19 protein-coding genes and 3 tRNA genes are annotated in these 23,626 nt (G+C 44.0%); 16 read left to right on the top strand and 6 right to left on the bottom strand.

From position 1 onward, the window contains the following. Positions 1-4 precede the first annotated feature (4 nt). Positions 5-796: a dimethylarginine dimethylaminohydrolase family protein gene (locus NF865_RS08710; protein WP_253304335.1), complete on the bottom strand. Its 792-nt coding sequence runs from the start codon at positions 794-796 to the stop codon at positions 5-7. A 102-nt stretch (positions 797-898) separates the two neighbouring features. Here NF865_RS08710 and NF865_RS08705 point away from each other — a divergent pair, with 102 nt between their 5' ends. From NF865_RS08705 to NF865_RS08680, 6 genes are all read left to right on the top strand, one after another. Then, the gene (locus NF865_RS08705; protein WP_253304334.1) at positions 899-1,813 is read left to right on the top strand and encodes a pantoate kinase; all 915 of its coding nucleotides are present in this window, start codon (positions 899-901) and stop codon (positions 1,811-1,813) included. Next, positions 1,810-2,037, top strand: a complete 228-nt coding sequence (locus NF865_RS08700; protein WP_253304333.1) for a hypothetical protein — start codon at positions 1,810-1,812, stop codon at positions 2,035-2,037. The genes NF865_RS08705 and NF865_RS08700 overlap by 4 nt, the downstream gene beginning before the upstream one ends. Positions 2,038-2,079: 42 nt before the next feature. Further along, positions 2,080-3,762, top strand: coding sequence for an ATP-dependent DNA ligase (locus tag NF865_RS08695; RefSeq protein ID WP_253304332.1), 1,683 nt, complete (start codon positions 2,080-2,082; stop codon positions 3,760-3,762). A 211-nt stretch (positions 3,763-3,973) separates the two neighbouring features. Beyond that, positions 3,974-4,051 (top strand) — tRNA-Ala (locus NF865_RS08690). 13 nt (positions 4,052-4,064) lie between these two features. Beyond that, a tRNA-Val gene (locus NF865_RS08685) sits at positions 4,065-4,142 on the top strand. Between the two features lie 36 nt (positions 4,143-4,178). Further along, entirely contained in the window at positions 4,179-5,258 is a 1,080-nt protein-coding gene (locus NF865_RS08680) for a hypothetical protein (protein ID WP_253304331.1), read from the top strand. Between the two features lie 238 nt (positions 5,259-5,496). On the opposite strand, the gene NF865_RS08675 is transcribed toward NF865_RS08680, so the two are convergent. Together NF865_RS08675 and serK are read right to left on the bottom strand one after the other, a co-directional pair. Continuing rightward, complete coding sequence (locus NF865_RS08675; protein WP_253304330.1) at positions 5,497-6,162, bottom strand: HAD family hydrolase; 666 nt, start codon at positions 6,160-6,162, stop codon at positions 5,497-5,499. Between the two features lie 122 nt (positions 6,163-6,284). After that, positions 6,285-7,016 (bottom strand): L-serine kinase SerK, encoded by a 732-nt coding sequence (gene serK, locus NF865_RS08670; protein WP_253304329.1) that lies wholly within the window; start codon positions 7,014-7,016, stop codon positions 6,285-6,287. A gap of 586 nt (positions 7,017-7,602) precedes the next feature. On the opposite strand from serK, the gene psmB reads away from it, so the two are divergent. The 7 genes from psmB (at position 7,603) to acs (ending at position 14,607) form a co-directional block, all read left to right on the top strand. Then, positions 7,603-8,226, top strand: a complete 624-nt coding sequence (gene psmB / locus NF865_RS08665; protein ID WP_253304328.1) for an archaeal proteasome endopeptidase complex subunit beta — start codon at positions 7,603-7,605, stop codon at positions 8,224-8,226. 18 nt (positions 8,227-8,244) lie between these two features. Continuing rightward, positions 8,245-10,191: a beta-CASP ribonuclease aCPSF1 gene (locus NF865_RS08660; protein ID WP_253304327.1), complete on the top strand. Its 1,947-nt coding sequence runs from the start codon at positions 8,245-8,247 to the stop codon at positions 10,189-10,191. Between the two features lie 42 nt (positions 10,192-10,233). Continuing rightward, entirely contained in the window at positions 10,234-11,562 is a 1,329-nt protein-coding gene (locus tag NF865_RS08655) for a pyridoxal-phosphate dependent enzyme (protein WP_253305644.1), read from the top strand. Positions 11,563-11,608: 46 nt separating this feature from the next. Next, on the top strand, positions 11,609-11,935 hold the full coding sequence (locus NF865_RS08650; protein ID WP_436317653.1) for a hypothetical protein: 327 nt from the start codon (positions 11,609-11,611) through the stop codon (positions 11,933-11,935). A 3-nt stretch (positions 11,936-11,938) separates the two neighbouring features. Further along, entirely contained in the window at positions 11,939-12,622 is a 684-nt protein-coding gene (gene rpiA / locus NF865_RS08645; RefSeq protein ID WP_253304326.1) for a ribose-5-phosphate isomerase RpiA, read from the top strand. Positions 12,623-12,816: 194 nt separating this feature from the next. Beyond that, positions 12,817-12,904: transfer RNA gene (locus NF865_RS08640), tRNA-Leu, on the top strand. A gap of 314 nt (positions 12,905-13,218) precedes the next feature. Next, positions 13,219-14,607, top strand: coding sequence for an acetate--CoA ligase alpha subunit (gene acs / locus NF865_RS08635; RefSeq protein ID WP_253304325.1), 1,389 nt, complete (start codon positions 13,219-13,221; stop codon positions 14,605-14,607). A 69-nt stretch (positions 14,608-14,676) separates the two neighbouring features. Here the strand turns inward: acs and rgy are convergent, their stop codons facing one another. Further along, entirely contained in the window at positions 14,677-18,321 is a 3,645-nt protein-coding gene (rgy, locus tag NF865_RS08630) for a reverse gyrase (RefSeq protein WP_253304324.1), read from the bottom strand. Between the two features lie 77 nt (positions 18,322-18,398). On the opposite strand from rgy, the gene NF865_RS08625 reads away from it, so the two are divergent. Next, positions 18,399-18,770, top strand: a complete 372-nt coding sequence (locus NF865_RS08625) for a hypothetical protein (RefSeq protein WP_253305642.1) — start codon at positions 18,399-18,401, stop codon at positions 18,768-18,770. Here the strand turns inward: NF865_RS08625 and NF865_RS08620 are convergent. Beyond that, complete coding sequence (locus NF865_RS08620) at positions 18,739-19,278, bottom strand: SWIM zinc finger family protein (RefSeq protein ID WP_253305641.1); 540 nt, start codon at positions 19,276-19,278, stop codon at positions 18,739-18,741. The two genes, NF865_RS08625 and NF865_RS08620, sit on opposite strands and share 32 nt — an antisense overlap. Before the next feature lie 117 nt (positions 19,279-19,395). Here NF865_RS08620 and infB point away from each other — a divergent pair, with 117 nt between their 5' ends. Next, positions 19,396-21,189, top strand: coding sequence for a translation initiation factor IF-2 (gene infB, locus NF865_RS08615; protein WP_253304323.1), 1,794 nt, complete (start codon positions 19,396-19,398; stop codon positions 21,187-21,189). A gap of 32 nt (positions 21,190-21,221) precedes the next feature. After that, the gene (locus tag NF865_RS08610) at positions 21,222-21,833 is read left to right on the top strand and encodes a DUF7411 family protein (RefSeq protein WP_253304322.1); all 612 of its coding nucleotides are present in this window, start codon (positions 21,222-21,224) and stop codon (positions 21,831-21,833) included. Here NF865_RS08610 and NF865_RS08605 read toward each other — a convergent pair. Continuing rightward, positions 21,824-23,551, bottom strand: a complete 1,728-nt coding sequence (locus tag NF865_RS08605; RefSeq protein WP_253305640.1) for a glutamate--tRNA ligase — start codon at positions 23,549-23,551, stop codon at positions 21,824-21,826. The genes NF865_RS08610 and NF865_RS08605 overlap by 10 nt on opposite strands. Positions 23,552-23,626 lie beyond the last annotated feature (75 nt).

The raw sequence follows: 23,626 nt of genomic DNA, 5'->3' as shown, positions 1-23,626 counted from the left end.
TTAGTTACAGAACATTATAGAACGGCAAATTCAAGCACGTAACTCCTCCATCTCCTTTCCAGAACTCAGAGACATTAACTGTTATTGGCTTGAAACCTTCTCTTCTTAGTTTTTCCTCGGTTTTTGGATAGCCTTCTGGCAACAACACTCTCTTCTCTCCCAAATAGAGCATGTTGTTTGCATAGAGTTCATCTTCCGGAATTTGGATTAGCTTAAAGCCTCCGAAGTAACTAACATCAACAACTTGAGGAGATATTGCGATGGTTTTACTTCCAAGATAGCTGACGCCAGAAAGCAAGTGAAAAATTTTCGATATGGGAACGCTTACAACTTTCAGTTTGAGGAAGAAGTTGACCAGTTGCTTTATGCCCTCAATGTTGGTTCTCTGGGAAAGCCCTACAAAGACTATTCCTACATCAGTTACCAAAACGTCCCCACCTTCAAGCGTTCCGGGCTCTTCTATGCGTTTTATTTCGAAGCCCTCTTTTCTCAAGACCTTTCCAATGCTCTCCTCCTCTCCCCTTCTGCTCGGTTCTCCAAACCTGCTAAGTATTGCGAGATTTGATTTCACTCCGACTACTGCGGTGTCTTGAACAAAAACACTATCAGGATATCTTTCAAGTGGTTCGAGTTCAATAACTTCAATCCAGTTTTCTTTCAAAATTTTCACGTATTCCCTATGCTGCTTTTTGGCAAGGTTAACATCTATGCTCAAGCGCTCTGGATTTGTTGAAACGCAGTTTTTGTAACTCTCTCCCGGAGGTCTAACTATCACAACATCAAAAAGCCAATCCATGGAAAGCACCACTTAAATATAGGAGCAAGAAAATTAAATACCTTGTCCAAAACTAAGCTCACCTTTAAAAACACCTCTCCCAACTTAGATGGGGGTGAGAAAGTGTTGATAAGAGCCTTTGTTCCAGCACATATCACAGCTTTCTTTGTCCCTAGATTCAATGAGGATCCTCTTTTAGCAGGTTCGCTTGGAGCGGGGATAAACCTAAGCAAAGGAACAAATATCTTCGTAAGCATAGAAGAGGGTTTGGAGAGACATATACACATAGCATTTAATGGAGAACCCGTCAAAAAAGAAGATGCCGTTATTAGCTACTCAGTCGCTAACGAAATTATCCCCAAGGATTTTACTGGAGAGATTGAAATCTGGCAGTATTTTGACTTTCCAAATGGTTATGGTTTTGGAAACAGTGCTGGAGGAGCTTTAGGAACCGTTCTTTCTTTGGCTTTTGCTCTTAAAGAGAAAACCTTCCTTCAAGCCGCCCAGATAGCTCACAAGCATGAAGTCCTTCACAAGGGGGGACTCGGAGACGTTATAGCCCAAGTTCACGGGGGAATAGAGATCAGGACAAAACCCGGCGCTCCCGGGATTGGAGTAGTAGATAACATCTTTTTTGAAGGGTATAAAGTTCTGGCAGTGCCAATGGGAAGGCTTCCTACAAGGGAAGTGCTTGACAGCGATGTTGTTCAATTAATTGAAAAAGAAGGAGAAAAAGCCCTTAATACACTCTTATCCAATCCCAAAGTTGAAGTTTTGATGAAAGTGGCAAGGGAGTTTTCCGAACGGACGGGACTACTATCTGGAGAGCTTTTGGAAATTGCCAAAGAAATTGATAAAGTTCTCCACTTGCCATCCTCAATGATTATGCTGGGAAAGAGCATCTTTGCCCTTTTGAATGAAAATGAAATAGAAAAGGCAAAATCTCTCTTGGAAGATTTATCCATAGAAGAATATCATATATGCGACGTCTACACCCAAAGACCAAGCGTTGAAAGATGGATGGAGGGAAAAATATGAACCCGTTGTACCTTGTTCTCTCAATATTTTCTATCCTTTTGGCAATATACTTTAACAGAAGCAACCAGAGAGAAATTGGGCTTATTGCAGCTGGATTTGCAGGGGGATTTGCATTTTTATATGCTTTTGAAGAAAGGTATTCTGCTCCTCTAGCATTTGCTGGAGGCTTTATAGCGACTGTACTTTTTGAACTTCTGAGGTTCAGACCAATTCGAAAGGACTAATCTTTTTATCCTTTAATGCGATACTTCAATGTGGTGGTGTCGATGTTATACAAAGAACTAGCCGAGCTGTATAGGAGACTTGAGAAAACAACTCTAAAGACTCTAAAGACAAAATTTGTAGCGGACTTTTTGAAAAAAGTTGAAGACCCCGAGTTACTGGAAATTGTTCCCTATCTGATCTTAGGAAAAGTCTTTCCAGATTGGGACGAGAGAGAACTTGGAGTTGGTGAGAAGTTATTAATACGGGCTGTTTCTATGGCAACTGGAGTAGACAGCGAGGAAATAGAAAAATCCGTAAAAGACACCGGAGATTTGGGAGAAAGTGTTGCTCTTGCCCTTCAAAAGAGGAAGCAAAAAAGCTTTTTCTCCCAGCCCCTTACAATAAAAAGGGTTTATGACACTTTGGTTAAAGTTGCTGAGACAACTGGCGAAGGAAGCCAAGATAAAAAGCTAAAATACCTCGCCAATCTCTTCATGGACGCTTCTCCGGAGGAAGGAAAGTACCTGGCAAGGACAATACTGGGGACTATGAGAACTGGAGTTGCAGAAGGGCTGTTGAGAGATGCAATAGCCGAGGCGTTCAGAGTAAAGGTCGAGCTTGTTGAGAGGGCATACATGCTTACAAGCGACTTCGGATTTGTTGCCAAAGTAGCAAAGCTGGAAGGAAATGAGGGCCTTTCGAAAGTAAAAATCCAAATTGGAAAGCCAATTAAACCGATGCTTGCCCAAATGGCGGCTAACGTTAGGGAAGCTTTAATAGAGATGGGGGGAGAAGCAGAGTTTGAAATTAAATACGATGGCGCTAGAGTTCAGATTCACAAGGACGGAGACAAGGTCATCGTTTATTCAAGGCGTCTCGAAAACGTCACAAGATCAATTCCAGAAGTTGTTAAGAGAGTCAAGAATTCCTTAAAACCTGAGAAGGTTATCGTCGAGGGCGAACTTGTTGCCGTTGGAGAAGGGGGAAGACCAAGGCCGTTCCAGTACGTGCTGAGAAGGTTTAGAAGGAAGTACAACATAGAGGAAATGATTGAAAAGATACCCCTCGAGCTCAACCTTTTTGACGTTCTCTACGTTGACGGTAAGAGCATGATAGACGTTCAATTTATAGATAGAAGAAAGACCCTCGAAAGCATCGTGAACACAAACGAATGGATAAAGGTGGCAGAAAACCTGATAACGAGGAACCCAGAGGAGGCGGAGGAATTCTATCACAGGGCTCTTGACATGGGCCACGAAGGATTAATGGCGAAGAGGCTTGACTCGGTGTATGAGCCAGGTAACAGAGGAAAGAAGTGGTTGAAGATTAAGCCGACAATGGAGAATCTCGATCTAGTCATCATAGGCGCAGAATGGGGAGAAGGCAGGAGGAGTGGAGTCCTAAGCTCATTCCTTTTGGGAGCCTACGACCCAGTAAGAGGAGATTTTGTTCCGGTTGGTAAGGTTGGGAGCGGATTCACCGATGAAGACCTAATAGAATTCACTAAGATGCTTAAGCCCTTGATAAAGAGAGAGCACGGAAAATTCGTTGAGATAGAGCCGAAAGTCGTAATAGAGGTAACTTATCAGGAAATTCAGAAGAGCCCCAAGTACGAGAGCGGCTTTGCATTGAGGTTCCCCAGGTATGTTGCCTTGAGAGAGGATAAGGGACCCGAAGACGCTGACACAATACAGAGGATAGCAGAACTCTACCAGCTACAAGAAAGAATGAAAGCAGGCAAATGAACTGGCTACTTGTTTTTGTTTTTTAACCATTTATGGAGCTCAACTCCCACTAAATTTTTCTTTTTGCCCTCAAATTGGCAGAAAAGCTCTTATATGGGGTGTTATAATATCATGATTGCGCTGCTTCTTTGTTGCATATTCTCCTTTAAAAGGTGCTTCAGCGTAAAGTTTTTAAACTCATTTCTAGGATACGTATCTGGCTTGATGAAGTGGGCCGGTAGCTCAGCCTGGGATGAGCGCCGCCTTGGCAAGGCGGAGGCCCCGGGTTCAAATCCCGGCCGGTCCACCACAACTCTTTGGGCGGGCCCGTGGTCTAGACTGGTTATGACGCCACCCTGACAAGGTGGAGGTCCGGGGTTCGAATCCCCGCGGGCCCACCAAAAAGAATTTCTATTCTAAATCCCCAAACTTTCTTGGTGGTACTTATTATAGGCAAGCTATTTTATGCTTCAAAGATTTATTTCTCCAGTTATGGAGTTGCTTGGTTCGACAGTGAGACGTTTTTAAGACTCCTTAGGTTCGTCAATACAAAGCAAGTAGTAACTCCTAACGAAATAGGGTTCTTCCTAAAAGCAACCAGCAAAAATCCCCTTGCCAAAACTGGAAAGGAGGGTTACTATTTTGCTAAATTGCTGTGGCATTTGGGAATCCTAGTCAAAAGTAGTGGAAAGAACTATCAAGTAAGTACCTACGGTAAAAGAATCCTGTCTTCCTTGAAAGAGAGCAAAGAAGATTACAAAGAAGCACTGGCAAGAATCTTCAAAAAGTGGTATCCTCTAATTGTTTTCTTGAGATACATTGATGACGCTGGTTCGGTACGTCCTCAAGATATAGTTTCAGAGCTCGGAGGAGAAATGAAATACTGGACTTCTATACTTTCACAACTGGGCATCATTAAGAAGGGGAATATAGCCAAGCCTTACAATGGATTTGTAGTCAACTCGCTCTTTGTGCCTTTGTCCTTAGAATTGGGACTAGTTGAAAAACGGTCTGGCAAGTTAAGACTTACAAAGGCTGGAAAAGAGTTTATAATGTATTCTACCCCAGAGAATGCTCCAGAAATAATTCGCACAATGCCAGGCGATTATACTATATACGCTGGAATAGCAGATGTCCTTTACGAGGCTAAAGAGCCCGTAATAGTTTCACCATGGATAAACGGAACCCTTGAGAAATTAATAACCACAATACAATCCCTCAACAGCAATCTTTCTAAAATAACGCTTGTCATAAGGAACACAAAAAAGAACAGGACATTTGTGAAAGAACTGCTGAGAACAACTCCTCTAGACATCGACGCCCGCTACTATCAAAATCTGCATTCTAAGATTACTTCGAACTACACAGGCTCAAGCATAGAGTCGTCAGCAAACCTGCTTATTACAAGTCTTAAAAGAAACTACGAGATTGGCACTTATTATCCCAAAACACCTGAAGAACTCTCATTAGCCGTAGAAGAACTAGTTTCCATTTCAAAGCCCTTGACAATATTTTAAAGTGTGGCCCGCCCGTAACGACCGCTCTCATTGAAGCCATAAGGCACTCTCAAGCGGCTTAACCCAGGCGGGCCAGAATAGTGTACTCGGCCAGGGTTTCCCACGGTCATTGCGCTCCGTAACGCGGAAGGCCCTCCCGTGGGGACCTCGCTATGGCCGAGCTGTTGCCCCCGCATCGCCCCCCGGTTCATTTTCCCCGGGGTCCTCGCGCAGGGGCATTGTAAATTAGGACAACCCTTTATAAATCCTTATCCATCAATGAGCGCACCAAGTAAAGAAGTTCCCTCAGGTCTTTTACATAATAATCTGCGCCTTCCACTTTTCCAAACCTCATAACCTGCACTACCTTAACTTCAGCCCTGTGTGCGGCTATTATATCTGAGAGAGAATCTCCTACAACAAGGGCTTCTTTTGGAGACACTCTAAGGGCATTGAGGACTTTGTTTATGAGATATGGACTTGGCTTAGCCCCATCAAGGTAGCTGTAATCTTTCCCAAAGATTACGTCAAAATACTTTTTTAGATCAAACAGCTCCAGCACGAACTCAGTACAATCTTGAGAAGCGTTGCTAACGGCAGCCATTTTTAAGCCCATGCGTTTTAAGTCCTTTAGAACATCAACATCGGGAAAGGCCTTTATTAGCCCGTGCTTTGCAGCCCATTTTCTGTATTCAAGATTCGCCTTGTCTATAGCTTTCCAAAATTCCACATGATTAACTCCCAGCGTTTCAACCCAGCTTCGCGGTAGTTCACCTTTAACCATTTTCTTATAAGTTTCAAAGTCCACACTAACGTTGAGTTTTTCTATTTCCTTCTTTCCCCACTTCTCAAACCACTCTTTACCATCGTAGTTTTCATAATAGACAAGGGTTTCATCAACGTCAAATATCAACGCCTTTAACATTTCTATCCCTCTGATGCATCTCAGATAGGCTAGACATCATCATCTTTCAGCCGGTTGATCCATCATCATCGACTGGGAAATATTGGGGAGAAGTAATAAAAAGTTTTGGAAAAAAGAGAACATCAGAACAGATCTTCAAGCTTCACATCGATTTTGTCGGGAATAAACGGTAGAACGTGTCTGGTTGTCTTTGGTGAGTAGACTTCTCCTCTCTTTACAAGCTCCATGACTTCTTCCTTGGTTGGAGCCTTTCTGATAAAGACATAATCGATTTCGCCCTTGTCCATGTCTTCCCTTGCATCTTCTTTGAGACCGTAGTATATCAGCTCTATCTCGCCTTCCACGCTCATTTCATCAAGAACTTTGCTGACCTTCTTTTGTTCTTCAAGTGCCCCCGGAATAGCAAAGCTTTTCTCTTTTCCAATGAGAGCGAAGGCTATCTCCCCTCTTTCGGCTTTTTCTTCGGCCTCTGGATCCTCCATGACCTCAAGACCTTCAGCCTTGAGCCTCTCAAGAACCTTTTCAAGGCTTCCCTTGAAAGCTGGATACCATGTGTAAACTTTAACATCATCACTGAAATAGTCAAGAATTACTGAGGGTGCTCTCTTTGCTCCAAGCTTCTCCAAGCCCGCCCATCTGTGGTGACCGTCAACGATAAGGTACATATCTTCTCCAGGAACTTTTGCCAAAAGCATGGGCTTCCAAAAGATGCCGGAACCAGTGACGCTTTCAATAAATGCTTCAAGCTCTTTCTGGACGAGCTGTTCGTGAGGCTTCATCTTTTCGAGCTCAATAAAAACATATTCAACTTTCTTTACCGGTATGTCGTATTTTGGGACTTTCTCAACACCCATTTTATCATACCCCCTAGTGGCTACACTATTCTGACCTCCTCCCCGCCTTGAAAGGCGAGGGTTCCAACTAGTTAACCCCTCGCCAGTGGCGGGAAGGTTTGCGGGCCCATAACCTACTCCCGTTGCCGGTTTCGGTTCAGCCCGCAGGCCCGGTCTAGGGCCCGTTACCCCTACCGCAGAGCGGATTGGGGTTATGGTTTAAAGGCCACCCTCCAGAGTTTTCAACTGCCGAGAGGCAGTTTTGAAGGGACGCCTTACGGCGTCATCCCTCCAATGCTGGAGGGTAACATGAAACCCCTCATCTCATCGGGTTGTTCTTTGATGGACTTTCCAAGGCCCTATTACATTGCAAGAGTTCAAAAAAGTTTCTATTCGAATGCCGATTTTAGAATCTCTGCATCCCCGCCCTAAAGGGCAAGGCTTTCACGAGGTAAAACATTTCATGGAATAAAAGCTTTTTCTTTAACTGCCCCTCTGGAGAGGAGACAACCCATGTTGCTTTGCGAAAACTTTAAATACTCTCTCAGTCAAACCTCCCTTGTAACGATTTGTTTCTATTCTCAGACAAAACGAGTATCCTGAAGGGGTGTTGGCTTTGGACAAAATTAAAGGGACAACAACAGTAGGCATTGTTTGTAAGGACGGGGTAGTCTTAGCTGCGGACATGAGGGCTTCACTTGGCAACATGGTCATATCCAAGGAGGTCACCAAGATATTCCAGATAGACGATCATCTAGCTTTAGCAGGAGCTGGAAGTGTTGGCGACATACTGAGCCTTGTAAGACTTTTAAGGGCAGAAGCAAAGCTTTACAAGGCAAGAGTTGGCAAGGAGATGACGACAAAGGCTCTAGCAACGCTAACTTCCAACATCTTAAGCGAGAGAAGGTACTTCCCATATTTTGGCTGGTTTTTAGTGGGAGGTTACAATGAAAAGCCAAGCCTGTATTCAATTGACATGGTTGGAGGAATTACTGAAGATAAGTACGTTTCCGCAGGTTCTGGTATGGAGTTTGCATACTCCATTTTGGATAATGAATATGACGAAAATATGGACGTTAAAAAAGGCGTTAAATTAGCCATAAAAGCCATAAACACCGCAATAAAAAGAGATGTCTTTACCGGGGATGGTATAATGGTCGTTGTTATTACAAAAGAAGGTTATAGAGAACTTTCTAGAGAAGAAGTCGAGAAAATAATTAAAAAGCTTTGATTCTATGGGGTGGTTAGTGTGATAAAAAGAGAGACAAACGTTGATGAGATTCTAAAAGAAATTAGAGAGATTATTAACCAAATGATACCTAAGGAAGCCAAGATAACTGAAGTTGAATTTGAAGGACCGGAGCTTGTTATTTATGTAAAAAACCCTGAAGTTGTAATGCAGGATGGGGAGCTCATAAAAAATCTCGCAAAGGTTCTCAAAAAGAGAATTAGTGTGAGGCCTGACCCAGACGTTCTTCTCCCTCCTGAAAAAGCCGAAGAGTTGATTAAGCAGATAGTCCCACCAGAAGCGGAAATAACGAATATAAGTTTTGACCCCTCTGTGGGAGAGGTAATAATCGAAGCTAAAAAGCCAGGACTGGTAATTGGAAAAAACGGAGAGACGCTCAGAAAGATAGCTCAGAAAGTTTATTGGGCGCCGAAAGTTGTTAGAACTCCTCCTATACAGTCCCAGACCATATATTCTATTAGAAGTATTTTGCAGTCCGAGAGCAAGGATAGAAGAAAGTTCTTGAGACAAGTTGGAAGAAACATCTATAGGAAGCCAGAGCTCAAGAGTGATTGGATAAGGATAACTGGACTTGGAGGATTTAGAGAAGTTGGAAGGAGTGCCCTTCTGCTCCAAACAAATGAGAGCTTTGTACTGGTTGACTTTGGTGTAAACGTCGCGGCATTAAACGACCCCAAGAAGGGCTTCCCACACTTTGATGCCCCTGAGTTTACCTACGTCCTTAAGGAGGGGCTTTTGGATGCAATAATAATTACCCACGCACACCTCGACCACTCTGGTTTGCTGCCTTATCTCTTCAGATACAACCTATTTGACGGGCCTATTTACACAACTCCACCTACTAGGGACTTAATGGTTCTCCTTCAAAAGGACTTCATTGAAATACAGCAGAGCAGCGGCCTTGATCCACTTTATAGGCCTAGAGACATAAAAGAAGTTGTTAAGCACACAATAACCCTCGACTACGGAGAGGTCAGAGACATATCGCCAGATTTGAGACTTACCCTCCACAACGCAGGCCACATTCTCGGCTCCTCAATAGTTCACCTGCACATTGGAAACGGTCTCCACAACGTAGCGGTTACCGGAGACTTCAAGTTCATTCCAACGAGACTCTTTGAACCAGCAAATGCAAAGTTCCCAAGACTTGAGACCTTGGTAATGGAGTCAACCTATGGAGGAAGCAAAGACTATCAGATGCCGAGAGACGAAGCTGAAAAACGGCTTATCGAGGTTATTCTCCACACAATCAAGCGTAAAGGAAAAGTTCTCATCCCCGCAATGGCGGTTGGAAGAGCCCAAGAAATAATGATAGCCCTCGAGGAGTACGCGAGAGTAGGCGGCTTGGATGTCCCGATATACCTAGATGGTATGATATGGGAGGCAACGGCAATTCACACAGCATACCCAGAATACCTAAGCAAAAACCTGAGAAACCAGATATTTCACGAAGGCTACAACCCGTTCTTAAATGAGATATTCAAGCCAGTCGCAAATGCAAATGAGAGGAAAGACATAATAGAAAGTGAAGAACCTGCAATAATCATAGCATCCTCCGGTATGCTGGTAGGAGGGCCGAGCGTAGAGTACTTTAAGCACCTTGCCCCAGACCCAAGGAACTCACTGATATTCGTAAGCTACCAGGCAGAGGGAACTCTGGGCAGACAAGTTCAAAGAGGCTTAAGGGAGATACCCATGGTAGGCGAAGGCGGAAAGACAGAAGTTATCCAAGTAAACATGGAAATCCACACCATAGATGGATTCTCAGGTCACGCTGATAGAAGGGAGCTAATGAGCTATGTTGCAAGGGTAAAGCCAAGACCAGAGAGAGTAATAACAGTCCACGGAGAACCCCAGAAATGTCTTGACCTTGCTTCAAGCATCCACAAGAAGTTTGGCATTTCCACAAGGGCTCCCAACAACCTCGATGCTATCAGGTTGAAGTGATACTTTGATTTTCTTTAACATTCTTTTTTGGTGGGTATAATGATAAAGTGTCCCAAGTGTGGAAAGGAGTACAGGCAGATCGTTCCTCCCCGATGCTCCTGTGGGGCCTTCCTTGAAATATCATATGATTATTCTAGGGTAGATGTTAGTAAGTGGAAACACAGGGAAAGGGGCGTATGGAGATACAAGGAGCTTCTTCCCGGTGTAGCCAAAATAATTTCCCTAAAAGAAGGCGGCACGCCTTTAGTTAAAGCAAAAATCAGTGAGAAGCTTGGAGTGGATGTGTTTATTAAAGATGAAACTAGGAACCCAACAGGTTCATTTAGAGATCGGCTCGCCACAGTAGGAGTTTCTTACGGTTTGCCCTATGCGGATAATGGCTTCATAGTTGCAAGCGATGGTAACGCAGCGGCATCTTTGGCCGCTTATGCCGCAAGAGCCAATAAAGAAGCATTTGTTGTTGTTCCAAAGAAAGTTGATAAGGGAAAGCTCATTCAAATGATAGCTTTCGGAGCTAAGATAATTCGCTATGGCGAGAGCGTTGATGAGTGTATAGAATATGCAAAAGAGCTCTCCCGGTTAAACGGCCTCTACGACATAACTCCTGAAAACAACATAATCGGACTTGAAGGGCAGAAAACAATTGCCTTTGAGCTGTGGGAGGAAATAAACCCCACCCACGTCATCGTCCCAACTGGGAGTGGGAGTAATCTCTACAGCATTTACAAAGGATTTAAAGAGCTTTTGGAAATTGGGGTTATTGAAGAGATTCCCAAGCTAATTGCTGTGCAGACTGAAAACTGTTCTCCAATAGCAGCCGAGATACTGGGAATAGAAGGCAAGAGAGAGTTCACTAAAGCGCTAGGTCTGTACGTTAAAGACCCGGTAAATAAGGAGCTTGCAATAAGGGCCGTTAAGGAAAGCGGTGGTACGGCTGTTGTTGTGAGCGAAGATGAACTCGACTTTGGAGAAAGAGCCCTTACCAAGGAAGGCGTTTTTGCCGAGTATTCTTCAGCTGTTGTTATCCCGGCTCTGTTGAAACTTCACGAAAACGGGTATTTTGAGAAGGGAGACAAAGTGGCTCTAGTTGTCACGGGTTCGGGATTAAAGAGCTACTATGTCGAGGAAAGGGAGCGCTTTTCAATTGGTGGGACAAAGCTCAAAATATTAAAGCTCTTGAGAGAAAAGCCCATGTATGGCTACGAGATTTGGGAAAATCTCGAAAAGCCAATGAAGTATCAGGCCGTCTATCAGCACATAAAGGAACTTGAGGCGTTAGGATTGATAGAAGAGGCATACAAAAGGGGAAGAAGAGTCTATTACAAGCTTACTGAAAAGGGGGAACGATTGCTAGAGAACTTCGAGGAGTGATGGAAAGTATTTTAAATAAACCCTTAAACTAAGTTTTAGGTGGTAAATGGTGAATGTCGAAAACAAGATGTCGCTCATATTTTACGCAATTGGGGCAGTAGCAGGGATAGTGAGTGGAGTATTATCAACTCAAGCCCAGATGGGGTATGTAGTAGGCTTACTGCTGTATTTGATCTCACCAAAAGTCGTTATGGCCCTTGTTAAAGACCTCCCGGATGAGCTGAAAGATGAAAGAGTCCTACTCAGAAAAGGATTCTGGGGATTTTTACTGTTCTGGCTGTACTTCACAATCTTTAGCTATAACCTCATTCTGCAGCCCGAGCCAAAGTTTTATTCAAACCAATCCCTTCTTTATAACCTAACGAGGGGATGATGGATGGAAGAACTAAAAAGAATGGTCGCCAAAGAGGCTTTAAAGTACGTTGACGATGACATGATAATTGGGTTAGGTACTGGTTCTACAACCGCCTACTTCATTCAAATGCTGGGAAAAAAGCTGATGACAGGGGAACTTGAAGACGTCTATGGTATCCCTACATCACACCAATCACGCCTTTTAGCCCTTGAGAGCGGAGTTCCGGTTGTGAGCCTTGATGAAGTCGATGCAATTGACATAGCAATCGATGGCGCAGATGAAGTTGATCAACACCTAAATCTCATTAAGGGCAGAGGTGCCGCATTAACGATGGAGAAGATCATCGAATACAGAGCTGGAACGTTCATAGTGCTTGTGGATGAGAGCAAACTTGTGGAATACCTTGGTCAAAAAATGCCCGTCCCCATAGAAGTTATCCCTGCCGCTTGGAGAGCAATAAAGGAAGAGCTTGAAGTCTTCAACGCAACGGCTGAGCTCAGAATGGGTGTCAAAAAAGATGGCCCCGTGATAACTGACAACGGGAACTTTATCCTCGACGCAAAGTTTGAAAGAATCGAAGACCCGCTTGACATGGAGATCGAGTTAAACAACATTCCAGGAGTCGTCGAAAACGGCATCTTCGCAGATATAGCAGATATTGTACTAGTGGGAACAAAAGAAGGAGTTAAAAAGCTGGAGCGTTAGACGCAGTTAGTTTTCATGGAAAGCTCAGTCTTCTCTTGCTGGTTTCAGAATTTTTTGTGCTCTTCTATTGTTAGTTTCCCTTCGAGAGAGCCCTGTCTTGAAGAACCTCGCTAAAACCTTAAAGGTAATAACCCCTTGACCATAAGGTTTTTAAAACCGAAAAAGTGTATAGAAGGATGAAGCCCTTCGCACATGCGGGGGTTGCCGAGCCTGGTCAAAGGCGGTGGACTCAAGATCCACTCCCGTAGGGGTTCCGGGGTTCAAATCCCCGCCCCCGCACCAAGAAATTTTCTCAAAACTGTTCTTAAAGAGACAATATGATTATCTTCATAAGCGCTCCATTTTTAGCCAACTACAGTTGGTTGGGTTCTCTACGAAATCCAAACTTAAGACTATATGACTATACTCCTTGCGCAAGTGCTTTTTCAGAGAACCTCATGAAATAAATGCAAAGGTTTCACTTCTTCTTGTTCAACTACTGTTCAAAACCATTGGTTGATTTAACAAACGCCGATGTCCAAGTCGGCAAATGAAGAAGGGAAAAGTTATAACTCCTCCTTCGCATTAACCTTTGTAAAGCTAACGGGGTGAAGGAAATGAGCATAGAGGCACTTTTCAAACCAAGGAGCGTTGCCGTTATAGGTGCTTCTGGTACACCCGGAAAAATAGGATATGCCATCATGAAGAACCTTGTAGATTATGGCTACGAGGGCAAAATCTACGCAGTTAATATTAAGGGTGGAGAAATAGAGATCAGCGGAAGAAAGTTCCCAGTGTACAAGAGCATCCTTGATGTTCCTGATGAAGTTGATATGGCTGTTGTAGTAGTCCCTGCTAAGTTCGTTCCACAGGTAGTTGAAGAGTGTGGAAAGAAGGGTGTTAAAGTACTTCCAATCATAAGCTCAGGATTTGGAGAGCTCGGTGAGGAAGGAAAGAAAGTTGAGCAGCAATTGGTAGAGACAGCTCACAAGTATGGAATGAGAATTCTTGGTCCAAACATATTCGGTGTCGTTTACACCCCAGCAAAGCTCAACGCAACCTTTGGTCCAACAGACGTAATGCCCGGAAAGCTCGCACTTATCTCACAAAGTGGAGCCCTTGGGATAGCCCTTATGGGATGGACAATACTTGAGAAAGTCGGTCTCTCAGCTGTCGTTAGCGTAGGAAACAAGGCGGACATCGACGATGCAGACCTTCTTGAGTACTTCGAAAACGACGAGAATACCGGAGCAATCCTAATTTACATGGAAGGCGTAAAAGATGGTAGGAGATTCATGGAAGTTGCAAAGAGGGTCTCAACTAAAAAGCCAATCATAGTTATCAAAGCTGGAAGAAGTGAGAGAGGTGCTAAAGCTGCTGCTTCCCACACAGGTTCACTTGCAGGAGCAGACAACATTTACACCGCTGCATTCAAGCAAAGCGGTGTCCTAAGGGCACTAACAATTGGCGAAGCTTTTGACTGGGCAAGAACACTCTCAAACCTCCCAGAGCCAGAAGGAGACAACGTTGTAATCATTACAAACGGTGGTGGAATAGGTGTTATGGCCACTGACGCCGCAGAAGAGGAAGGACTAAAGCTCTATGACAACCTCGAAGAGCTTAAGATCTTCGCAAATCACATGCCACCCTTCGGAAGCTACAAGAACCCAGTTGACTTAACAGGTATGGCTGGTGCCGAAGCCTATGAAGGCGCAATTAGAGACGCCTTAGCACACCCAGAGATGCACTCAATAGTCGTTCTCTACTGTCAAACAGCCGTTCTTGACCCAAGAGACCTCGCAAAGGTAGTCATAAAGGAGTATGAAGCAAGCGGAAGGAAGAAGCCAATAGTCGTCGGTATCGTCGGCGGTGTTGAGGCTAAGGAAGCAATTGACATGCTCAACGAAAAAGGAATTCCAGCGTATCCAGAACCCGAGAGGGCCGTTAAGGCACTCTCTGCCCTCTACAGGTGGCACAACTGGAAGATGAAGCACAAGAAGGAGTGATTCCTTCTCTTCTTTTCTTACATGCAAAACAGCTTAAAGAAAAATTAAACTGATGAAAAGAAAAAAGGATTAAGCAATGTACCGCTTTATCTCTTGGTACATATCGTTCAGCACATCTTGGTAATCTACCTTATTCTCTTCCACGAGATCCATGAGCTCTTCCAGCTGTCTGGTTCTTTCTTCACTAACAAGCTCCTTGTACTTGGTGATTAAGTAATGGTAAACCTTTGTACCGAGCTCTGTCGGCACTAGCTTTTTCCTGCCTTTCGTTTCTATGACGTAGTGTCTATCGAGGAGAGTCTTGACTATCTTTGCATAGGTGGACGGCCTACCGATCTTGCGCTCCTTCATTAACGCAATTATGTCTCCTTGGGTAAACAACGATACCTTCGGAGCTCTCCATTTCTTAATTTCTTTGACCTTAATTCTCTGTCCCTTCTCAAGTTTTGGAAGCTTCTTTAAGGGCGGAGCCCTGAGCCTTGTCCAGCCATCGAAGAGTATTTCGACGTATCCTTCAATTTCAGCCTTTGCTATCTTTGCATCGATAACTGCCCTCTCGTAGAGTATCTTTGCTGGCTTCATTTGGGAAATCATGAAACGTTTGAATATCATATCATAGAGCCTGAAGTGGTCTCTCGTTAGGCTTCTTGCCAAGGTTATTACTCCATCCCTCAACAGCTGCATAAGCCTTCCAGTGTCTATTGGCCTTGTAGGTCTTATACACTCGTGTGCCCCTTCTTCGCCCCATTTTCTCGGAGCAAAGTATTCTTCACCGATCTCTTCTGTAATGTACTCTTTGGCAACTTCAATACCGACGTTGCTTACATGGGTAGAGTCTGTTCTTATGTAAGTCACCAAACCAAGCTCGAAGAGGTCTTGAGCAAGCCTCATCGCATAATCGCTTGAGAACCCCAAGAACCTCGAAGCGTCTTGGAGCAGTGTATCTGTGGTGTATGGCGGAAGGGGGTTCAGTTCTCTCTCTTCTAACTCTACTTCCTCAACGGCAACCTCTTGGACTTCTTCCTTAACGCCTTCTAAGGTTACTTCAACATCGTTTTCAAGTGTCAGCCTCATGAAGTCGGTCTCACTTTCTACGAACTCCCTGTATCTCTCTATAATCCATCCTAAAACTGGTGTCTGTACTCTTCCAGCTGAGAGGTAGGTGTTCTCAAAGACCTCCCATAGCTTCTGGCTGAGCTCGAATCCTATCCATCTGTCCTCTATCCTTCTCACAAGCTGGGCGTTTACCCTCGCCTCGTTCACATCCCTAGCCTCTTTGAGCGCCTTTAGAATAGCCGGTCTTGTGACCTCATGGAACTCTATTCTTTTTATGGTTGGAGTGTATGGAGAGAGAACATTCCTTATGTCCCAGGCTATCTTTTCACCTTCAACATCTGGGTCGGTGCCTATTAGTATTTCATCGACTTCCTGCGCTATTTCTCTCATTGCAACTACGTTCTCCAAGGCATCTCTCACGTCCCTTGAGCCGCACTTGGGACATACTCCCTTCTCTTCCCAGTCCACAAACTGATGTCCGCAGTCCCTACAGCGCTTTAAGGTGTCATAAACCGGAATGAAGTAGAACTTTCCATCAGCTTCTTTCATCAAAACTCCGTGGTAACCTTCGTTTGTAACTAAGTCAAACATGTGTCCACCGCTCGCCAGGATGGTGAGCATTAAGTCTCCTATGCTTACCTCATAGGCTACCAAGTCCCCAATACGCCTTTTGCTTGGCTGTCCAAAGAAGCTCGCAATAGTTCTAGCCTTGTTCGGCGATTCCACTATCATAAGAGCAGACTTCACTAGGTCTTTTGTTTTCTCTGCTATCTTACCCTCCATGATAAGCCTGACTTTCTCCCTGTCGGCGTCAATTTCCTTTAGTATTTCCTCCAAATTGATCTCATTGAGATGCTTAATATCAAACTCGGCAAAACGCCAGCGCATTTGTCTCTTCAGCCCGTTGAAGACCTTTTCGTTGTCCACTATCACAACGCTAAGTCCCTTTGTAATACCTCCAGCGAAAAGTCTTGAAGTCCTTCCCGTGGCCTGTATGTACGTCCTAACATCGGGAATCTCTATATACCACTTTCCTTCTTCTTTCTTGAGGCTTATGAATGGGTCTTCTTCAATTCTTTTCAGGACTTCGGGCTTTCTTAACACACCCCTAAGGAACTCAACAGCTTCTTTGAATACCTCGAGAACGTGATTTGAGAACCCTTCTAAGGGCAAACCTTCCGCTAATGCCTCTTCGATCTTAAGGATTTCAAACTGCGGGATGTTCCTTATGAGCCTCCTTAGTCTTGCGTACAGCTTTTCTGCGGTTCTCCTGTCCTCATCTTCGAGGAATCCCATGACTTCACTCATTAATCCCAAGACCCTGTAGATGGTTGGCTGTTCAAGGTCTATGCTGAAGCGGAACTTTGGAACTCCGGTAAATATCGCATATCGTATTAAGTGAGGTAAGTCCAGTCCTCTCACAATAGAACCGTAATACGTGGCAACTCCTACGAGGTAGTCAACTTCTCCTTTTTCGAACCTTTCAAGACCCTTCTTGTTTCTTGCCGAGACTAACTCTACTTTAAATCCTAACTCTTTTAGGTAGTTCGTTAGTTTCTCAGCATACGCTATTCCTTGATCTACGGGAACAAATATTAGCCCTCCAGGGCCTAAGGTTTCTAGCAGATCTTTTACGTGCTCCTCTACTGGCTTTTCGGGGAAGATGTAAGTATCTACGACGTTTCTCAGTGCAGATCTTCCGCTTCCCACTTCGAAGTCAAGAAGCTCACGATAAAGCTTTATCCTGTCTCCTCTGGCGCTTCCGGTTGCAGAAGCTACGATTAAAACCCCAATTTTGTTTTCTCTCTTAAACCTTCTAATCTCCCTTTCAAGGGCATTTATCTGCTTGTTCAGCTCTTTTAGTTTTTCGTTTTTCTCATTACTGTTGCCGTTGAGATATTTCGCCATTTGCTTTTTGAGTTTTATAATTTCCCAAGCCTTCTGGATTATCTCCTCGGTGAAGCCAAGGAGGATAAGGGAGCGGTCTATGTTCTTTGACGCTTTTAGGAAGGCATCAACGTCGTCTACAAATATAAAGTCGAACCTTTTATCCTTTAGAATGTCAAAATTCCTCGCCAAGTACTGTGCGGAGGTTATGAGGATATCAAAATCTCCGTTTTGAATCTTTTGGAGCATTTCCTCTTTCTCTTTTTTCTTCATGTTTCCGTGATAATAAGCGAGGTTAACCTCCACACCGGCTCTTTCTGCAAACGTCTGAACTCTCCTAATCGTTTGGATTACGAGAGGAGTCGTTGGTAGGACTATGTACGATTTCTTGCCTTTTTTTGCGTAGTAAACAGACATAAAGGCTCCAAAAACACTTTTTCCCATTCCAGTTGGGGCAATTATAGAGAAGCTTTTTCCTCTCACCAAACGCTTAACCCATGTTTTTTGAGCGCTCCAGAATGTAAAACCAGTAGCTTTCCGGAAGAGTTCTTCAGCTTCTTTCAACTTTCTTTCAAGAGAATATAGCTCTTCCCAATGTTTTAAGGTTCCTCTTAGTTTTAGAGCATCCCTGATTCCTTTTATAAGGTCAAAGTATACCTCAGCTTTTATTTCATCATCAAGGCAGATCTCACAGGGATGCTTCTTGTATAACCGTGAATCACTTATCTTGTCCTCACAGTTCGGACACATGCCTCTGTATATGGCCTTCATATTACTCACCTTCCGATGCTTTTTTAAGGGATGCAAACTTTATAAGGCTTTTTTTGAAGGTCTTCCCGGTGACCCATATGATAGTGGAAAAGCTTAAACTCACTTCAGAGCTCAGTGAGGAAGAGTACAAAAAGGTAGAAGGAATCATAGAAAAGCTGATAAAAAAATTTCCAAATGTCATGGTGCGAGAGTACAAAACACAGAAAAAAGTTACTTTTCTCGATGTAAAGCTTGCTGAAAGACTTAATTTTGATATAACTCTCGGAAAAAGGAAGAACTACTTTGTCTCAGTTGAGATGGAAGGCACCAAGGCAAAATACGCCATTCAAATAATGAAGTTTCTCTTAGATGAAGCTGGGGTAGAGTACAACTTCGACTTCAATGGAAAAGAAGTTTATGACTCTTTAAGAAGAAAGCTCAAAGAGAGCACCCTTTTAGAGTTTCTCTAACCTCTTTCTCCAGTTCTTCAGTTAGGTTGTAGTCTGGGAAAAGCCTCTCAAATTCTCTGAAAATTTCCAGTATCTGGAATCCCATTTCCTTGGATGGAGCAAGGCTGAAGAATTTCAATGCTTCCCTTAGAAGCCTAGCCACTTCACTTCCGCTTTCATCGTTGTTTATCTGGTACTGAAGCTCCTTTAAAAGGACTTCCAGTCCCAATTCGGGGTTATCATGGAACAAATGTCTTTTTAAAACAGCCTCCGGGAAAAACTCTGAGAGCGGCTCGTGGCTTTCTACGTAGAAACCTTCTTCAAAGGCAACTATCGTAGCAGCTACATGTTTGCAGTCCTTTCCCTGTGGACATGTGCACTTGCTGGAGTTTTTTGCCAAATCGACTTCCACATAATACGGATATGTGCCCAAAACCTTGGAAAACAGCTTTTCTCCGTATTTTAAAACCCACAAAACTCTCCCTTTCTTGTAGTAGTTCCTTCCTTTCTGCACCGTTTTCTTCTCCATGGTAACCACTAAATGTGGTAAAACCCGGAATTTTTAAGGTTATCCCTAAACCTTTAAAAAGAGGGCGTTTTAGTTAATCCAGTAACGCTCATCAAAAGTTTTGCGGAGTGTGAGAGTATGAAAAAGATTAGACAGCCAATTATAGCCGTTCTTGGTCACGTGGATCATGGTAAGACGACAATGCTTGATAGAATACGTAATACTCGCGTAGCGGAGAAAGAGGCCGGTGGAATTACCCAACACATCGGTGCAACCGAAGTGCCTATTGAGGTCATTAAAAAGCTCGCTGGGCCTCTTTTAAGCTTGTGGAAGGGCGAAATTAAACTCCCCGGTTTGTTGTTTATAGACACTCCGGGTCACGAGGCGTTTACGAGCTTGAGAGCCAGAGGTGGTAGTTTAGCTGATCTTGCAATCCTCGTGGTAGATATAAACGAAGGTTTTCAGCCCCAGACTATTGAAAGCATAGAGATTTTGAGGAAATACAGGACTCCTTTCGTGGTCGCTGCAAATAAAATTGACCGTATTAAAGGGTGGAAAGTTGTTGAAAATGAGCCGTTCTTAGTGAACATTAAAAGGCAAGACCAGAGGGCAGTCCAAGAGCTCGAAACAAAGCTCTGGGAACTAATAGGAAAATTCTATGAGTTTGGCTTCCAAGCCAACAGGTTCGACCGCGTTCAAGACTTTAGGAGAGAACTCGCCATAGTACCTATCTCGGCGAAATATGGAATCGGTCTTCCAGAATTGCTTGTGCTTATAGCGGGTTTAGCTCAGAAGTACCTAGAGGAAAAGCTGAAGATAGAAGTTGAAGGTCCTGCGAGAGGAACTATTCTGGAAGTTAGAGAGGAAGTGGGCTTCGGAACAACGATAGATGTTATTATCTACGATGGAACCCTCAGAAAAGACGATATAATAGTTGTGGGTGGTAGGGACAAGGCAATAGTCACAAAAATAAGGGCTCTCCTTAAGCCAAAACCCCTTGATGAGATAAGAGACCCAAGATATCGCTTTGACCAAGTAGATGAAGTCTCAGCTGCGGCCGGAATTAAAATAGCTGCTCCAAACTTGGAAGAAGCACTTGCAGGTTCTCCCGTTATAGCAGTGAGAAGTGAGGAGGAAATAGAAAAGGCAAAGAAGGAAATCCTCGAGCAGATAAAGAGCGTAATTATAAGCACGGACAAAGTTGGAGTTATCGTGAAGGCCGACACAATTGGAAGTCTGGAGGCTCTGAGTAAGGAGCTGCAGGAGAAGAACATTCCTATAAGAAAGGCAGATGTAGGAAACATCAGCAAAACAGACGTCATGGAAGCACTGAGCGTAAAGGAAGAAGAGCCTCTCTACGGTGTTGTGATAGGATTTAACGTCAAGGTCAACGAAGACGCGGAAGAAATTGCAAAGGCCAAAAACATCCCGATATTTGTCGGAAACGTTATCTACAAGATTATAGAGGACTACGAGGCATGGGTGAAGGCTGAAAAAGAAAAGAAGAAGAAAGAACTCTTGGCTCAGACAAAGTTCCCGGGGATTATTAGACTCTTTCCAGATGAACGCTACATTTTCAGGAGAAGCCATCCAGCAATAGTTGGAATAGAGGTTCTTGAAGGCAGAATAAAACCGGGATACCCACTCATGAAGCAGAATGGAGAGCGTGTTGGTGTTATAAAGTCAATAAAGTCAAAAGATGACTTCCTGCAGGAGGCAAAGAAAGGCGACCAAGTTGCCATAGCAATTGAGGGGGCAATAGTCGGAAGACACATACACCCAGGAGAAATACTCTACGTCGATATAAGCAGAGATGACGCGATAAGGCTTGTAAAAGAGCTTAGAGACGTGCTGGACGAGACCGACATAAAAGCACTGAAGGAAACCGCAAAAGTAAAAGCCCAAAAAGACCCGTTCTGGAGCGCCCTATGAGTTTTATACATTTTTAATTTTTGGTGGTCTCCATGGAGGTCTACCACCTCTACAGTGGAGGGAAAGACTCTTCGCTCGCGGCTTATATTTTGAGAAAGATTGGCTATGAAGTAAAGCTCGTTACAATTAACTTTGGGGTCCTTGACAGCTGGAAATACGCAAAAGAAACAGCCGAAATTCTCGGCTTCCCTCACGAAGTAGTTTTTCTTGACAGGGAAATCCTCGAGAAAGCTGCCGATATGTGCATCAAGGATGGACATCCAACCAATGCGATTCAGTTTATCCATGAGAAGGCATTGGAGGAAGTTGCAAAGCTTGAAGGCGTGGAAAGAATAAGCGACGGGACAAGAAGAGACGATCGGGTACCTCTGCTGGATCAGAGAAAAACAAGAAGCCTTGAGGACAGGTTTAACGTCCAGTACATAAGACCTCTTTTGGGGTTAGGTTACAAGACGATAAGAGAACTCACGGAGAGGCTTTTCATAGTCGAGGTAAAGGAAAGCGAAAAGCTCGAAAAATCTGACTACGAGGTCGAGCTCAGGCACCTTTTAAGGGAAAGGGGGATAGACCCACTTACGATTTTCCCAAAAAAGCATTTGCAGTCAAGAGTTATAGGATGGAAAAAAGAAAAGGCTCACTTATGAGCAAATATTGCTATCACTTTGTCTTCTTCAACTTTGTCTACCCTTACGAAGCCAAAGCGTTCGAATTGGACAATATCGTCAACTTTTAAGTTTGCATCCTTTTCAAGAAGTCCCTTCCTCACAATAAGCTCCTCTCCCTCCGGGACGAGAACTTCACATGGCTTTCCTTCAGGAACCCAGTGGATCATTCTCCATTTGTGCTCTCTAGCTTTTTCGTATTCAACGCTGTCGAACTCTGCCACGATTTTCTCTTCAGTGACCTCAAGTATTTTGACGTTGAATAAGTCTTTGAGCCTAACGTACTCGCTGCTCTTCAGGAGCTCAAGATCATCTTTTGAAACGTAAATGGGCTTTCCGGGGATGAATGTGAGCCTTCTGACTCCCCTTTCGGGGTAGTTCGGGTGAAGGGGTATCTCAGCCGTGAACTCCTCCTCATAACCTCTGATCTCCATTGGAATTGGGTCTGCAACGAAGAAGTATCTGTTCGCTATTGGCTCAATTATTCTTCTGTTTATTGCCGCCAGGTTGTCCCAGCTTATAGTTGTGTCGCTCTTTTTGAGGCCGACCTCAATTATTAACTCCTTAATCGCTTCCGGTTGGATGCCCCTTCTTCTCAATGCTCTGATTGTTCCAAGTCTTGGATCGTCCCAGCCTAAGTACTTACCCTCTTCAATTCCATTTCTTGTCTTGGATTTGCTTAGGATTACCCCCTCAATGGAGAGCCTTCCGTGGTGCACTGTCTCTGGGTACTGCCATCCAAAGTATTCGTAGATGTATCTCTGCCTTGTCTCGTTTTCTGCGTGCTCTTGCCCTCTGAAGATATGGGTAACACCCAGCTCATGATCGTCTATCGCTGATGCAAAGTTGTAGAGAGGCCATACGCGGTATTTGTTTCCTGTTCTTGGGTGGTTTGGATTGTCAATTATTCTAAGGGCTGGCCAGTCCCTAACGGCGGGATTTGGATGGTTTAAATCGGTTTTAATTCTAACGACTGCTTCTCCCTCTTTGTAAGTGCCATCAAGCATTTTCTTCCACTCTTCTAGCTGAACCTCCGGAGGAAGATCTCTGTGCGGACAGGGCTTCCCTTCGTCCCTAAGCTTTCTGAAGTGTTCTGGGTCGCAAGTGCATACGTAAGCCTTCCCCATTTTAAGGAGCTTTTCCGCGTAGGAGTAATAAATCTCCAGCCTGTCGCTTGCGTAGTGAATTTCATCTATCTTAAAGCCAAGCCACTTAAGATCCTCAATAATCCAGTCGTAGAATATTGGCTCAGGCCTCTTAACCTTTGGATCTGTGTCATCAAACCTCAAGATGAACTTCCCATCGTAGAGCCTTGCATACTCATGGCTTAGAATGGCAGCTCTCGCGTTTCCAAGGTGAAAAGCCCCATCGGGATTTGGAGCAAATCTCGTAACCACTTTGCCTTTTTCAGCTTTGGGCAAGGGTGGAAGGCCTTTTTTCTCTTCCTTTTTCTCCTCTTTTTTCTCTTTCTCAAAGAATTCTGGATAAATTTCCCTAAGCTTTGCTTCCTGCTCTTCTATGCTCATGGAGTTAACTTCCCGAACAATTTCGTTTACAATAGGAACTATTTCCCTCGCCTTCGGCCTCAGCTCTGGGTTCTCGCCAAGTATTTTTCCTATAACTGCCTTTGGATTCGCCTTTCCTCCATGCTGAATTGCATTGATGAGCGCGTATTTGAGTATGGTTTCCCTTACTTCCATTTTCTTCACCAGATTGAGAAGGCGGGGAGAAGTTATAAATCTTGTGCGTTATGTTTCCCCAAAACACTCCTATCC

Source organism: Thermococcus aggregans (genome assembly GCF_024022995.1).
GTDB lineage: Archaea > Methanobacteriota_B > Thermococci > Thermococcales > Thermococcaceae > Thermococcus_A > Thermococcus_A aggregans.
Note: the sequence above shows the minus strand (reverse complement) of the source record. Positions and strands in the feature narration are given on the sequence as shown.

What these genes read in the sequence shown, in the direction of transcription:
- NF865_RS08620 (WP_253305641.1), bottom strand. Translation starts at nt 19,278, where the DNA reads ATGGAGAAGAAAACGGTGCAGAAAGGAAGGAACTACTACAAGAAAGGG.
- NF865_RS08650 (WP_436317653.1), top strand. Translation starts at nt 11,609, where the DNA reads ATGGTGAATGTCGAAAACAAGATGTCGCTCATATTTTACGCAATTGGG.
- NF865_RS08675 (WP_253304330.1), bottom strand. Translation starts at nt 6,162, where the DNA reads ATGTTAAAGGCGTTGATATTTGACGTTGATGAAACCCTTGTCTATTAT.
- serK (WP_253304329.1), bottom strand. Translation starts at nt 7,016, where the DNA reads ATGGGTGTTGAGAAAGTCCCAAAATACGACATACCGGTAAAGAAAGTT.
- NF865_RS08605 (WP_253305640.1), bottom strand. Translation starts at nt 23,551, where the DNA reads ATGGAAGTAAGGGAAACCATACTCAAATACGCGCTCATCAATGCAATT.
- NF865_RS08700 (WP_253304333.1), top strand. Translation starts at nt 1,810, where the DNA reads ATGAACCCGTTGTACCTTGTTCTCTCAATATTTTCTATCCTTTTGGCA.
- NF865_RS08625 (WP_253305642.1), top strand. Translation starts at nt 18,399, where the DNA reads ATGATAGTGGAAAAGCTTAAACTCACTTCAGAGCTCAGTGAGGAAGAG.
- rgy (WP_253304324.1), bottom strand. Translation starts at nt 18,321, where the DNA reads ATGAAGGCCATATACAGAGGCATGTGTCCGAACTGTGAGGACAAGATA.
- NF865_RS08695 (WP_253304332.1), top strand. Translation starts at nt 2,080, where the DNA reads ATGTTATACAAAGAACTAGCCGAGCTGTATAGGAGACTTGAGAAAACA.
- NF865_RS08610 (WP_253304322.1), top strand. Translation starts at nt 21,222, where the DNA reads ATGGAGGTCTACCACCTCTACAGTGGAGGGAAAGACTCTTCGCTCGCG.
- acs (WP_253304325.1), top strand. Translation starts at nt 13,219, where the DNA reads ATGAGCATAGAGGCACTTTTCAAACCAAGGAGCGTTGCCGTTATAGGT.
- NF865_RS08710 (WP_253304335.1), bottom strand. Translation starts at nt 796, where the DNA reads ATGGATTGGCTTTTTGATGTTGTGATAGTTAGACCTCCGGGAGAGAGT.
- rpiA (WP_253304326.1), top strand. Translation starts at nt 11,939, where the DNA reads ATGGAAGAACTAAAAAGAATGGTCGCCAAAGAGGCTTTAAAGTACGTT.
- infB (WP_253304323.1), top strand. Translation starts at nt 19,396, where the DNA reads ATGAAAAAGATTAGACAGCCAATTATAGCCGTTCTTGGTCACGTGGAT.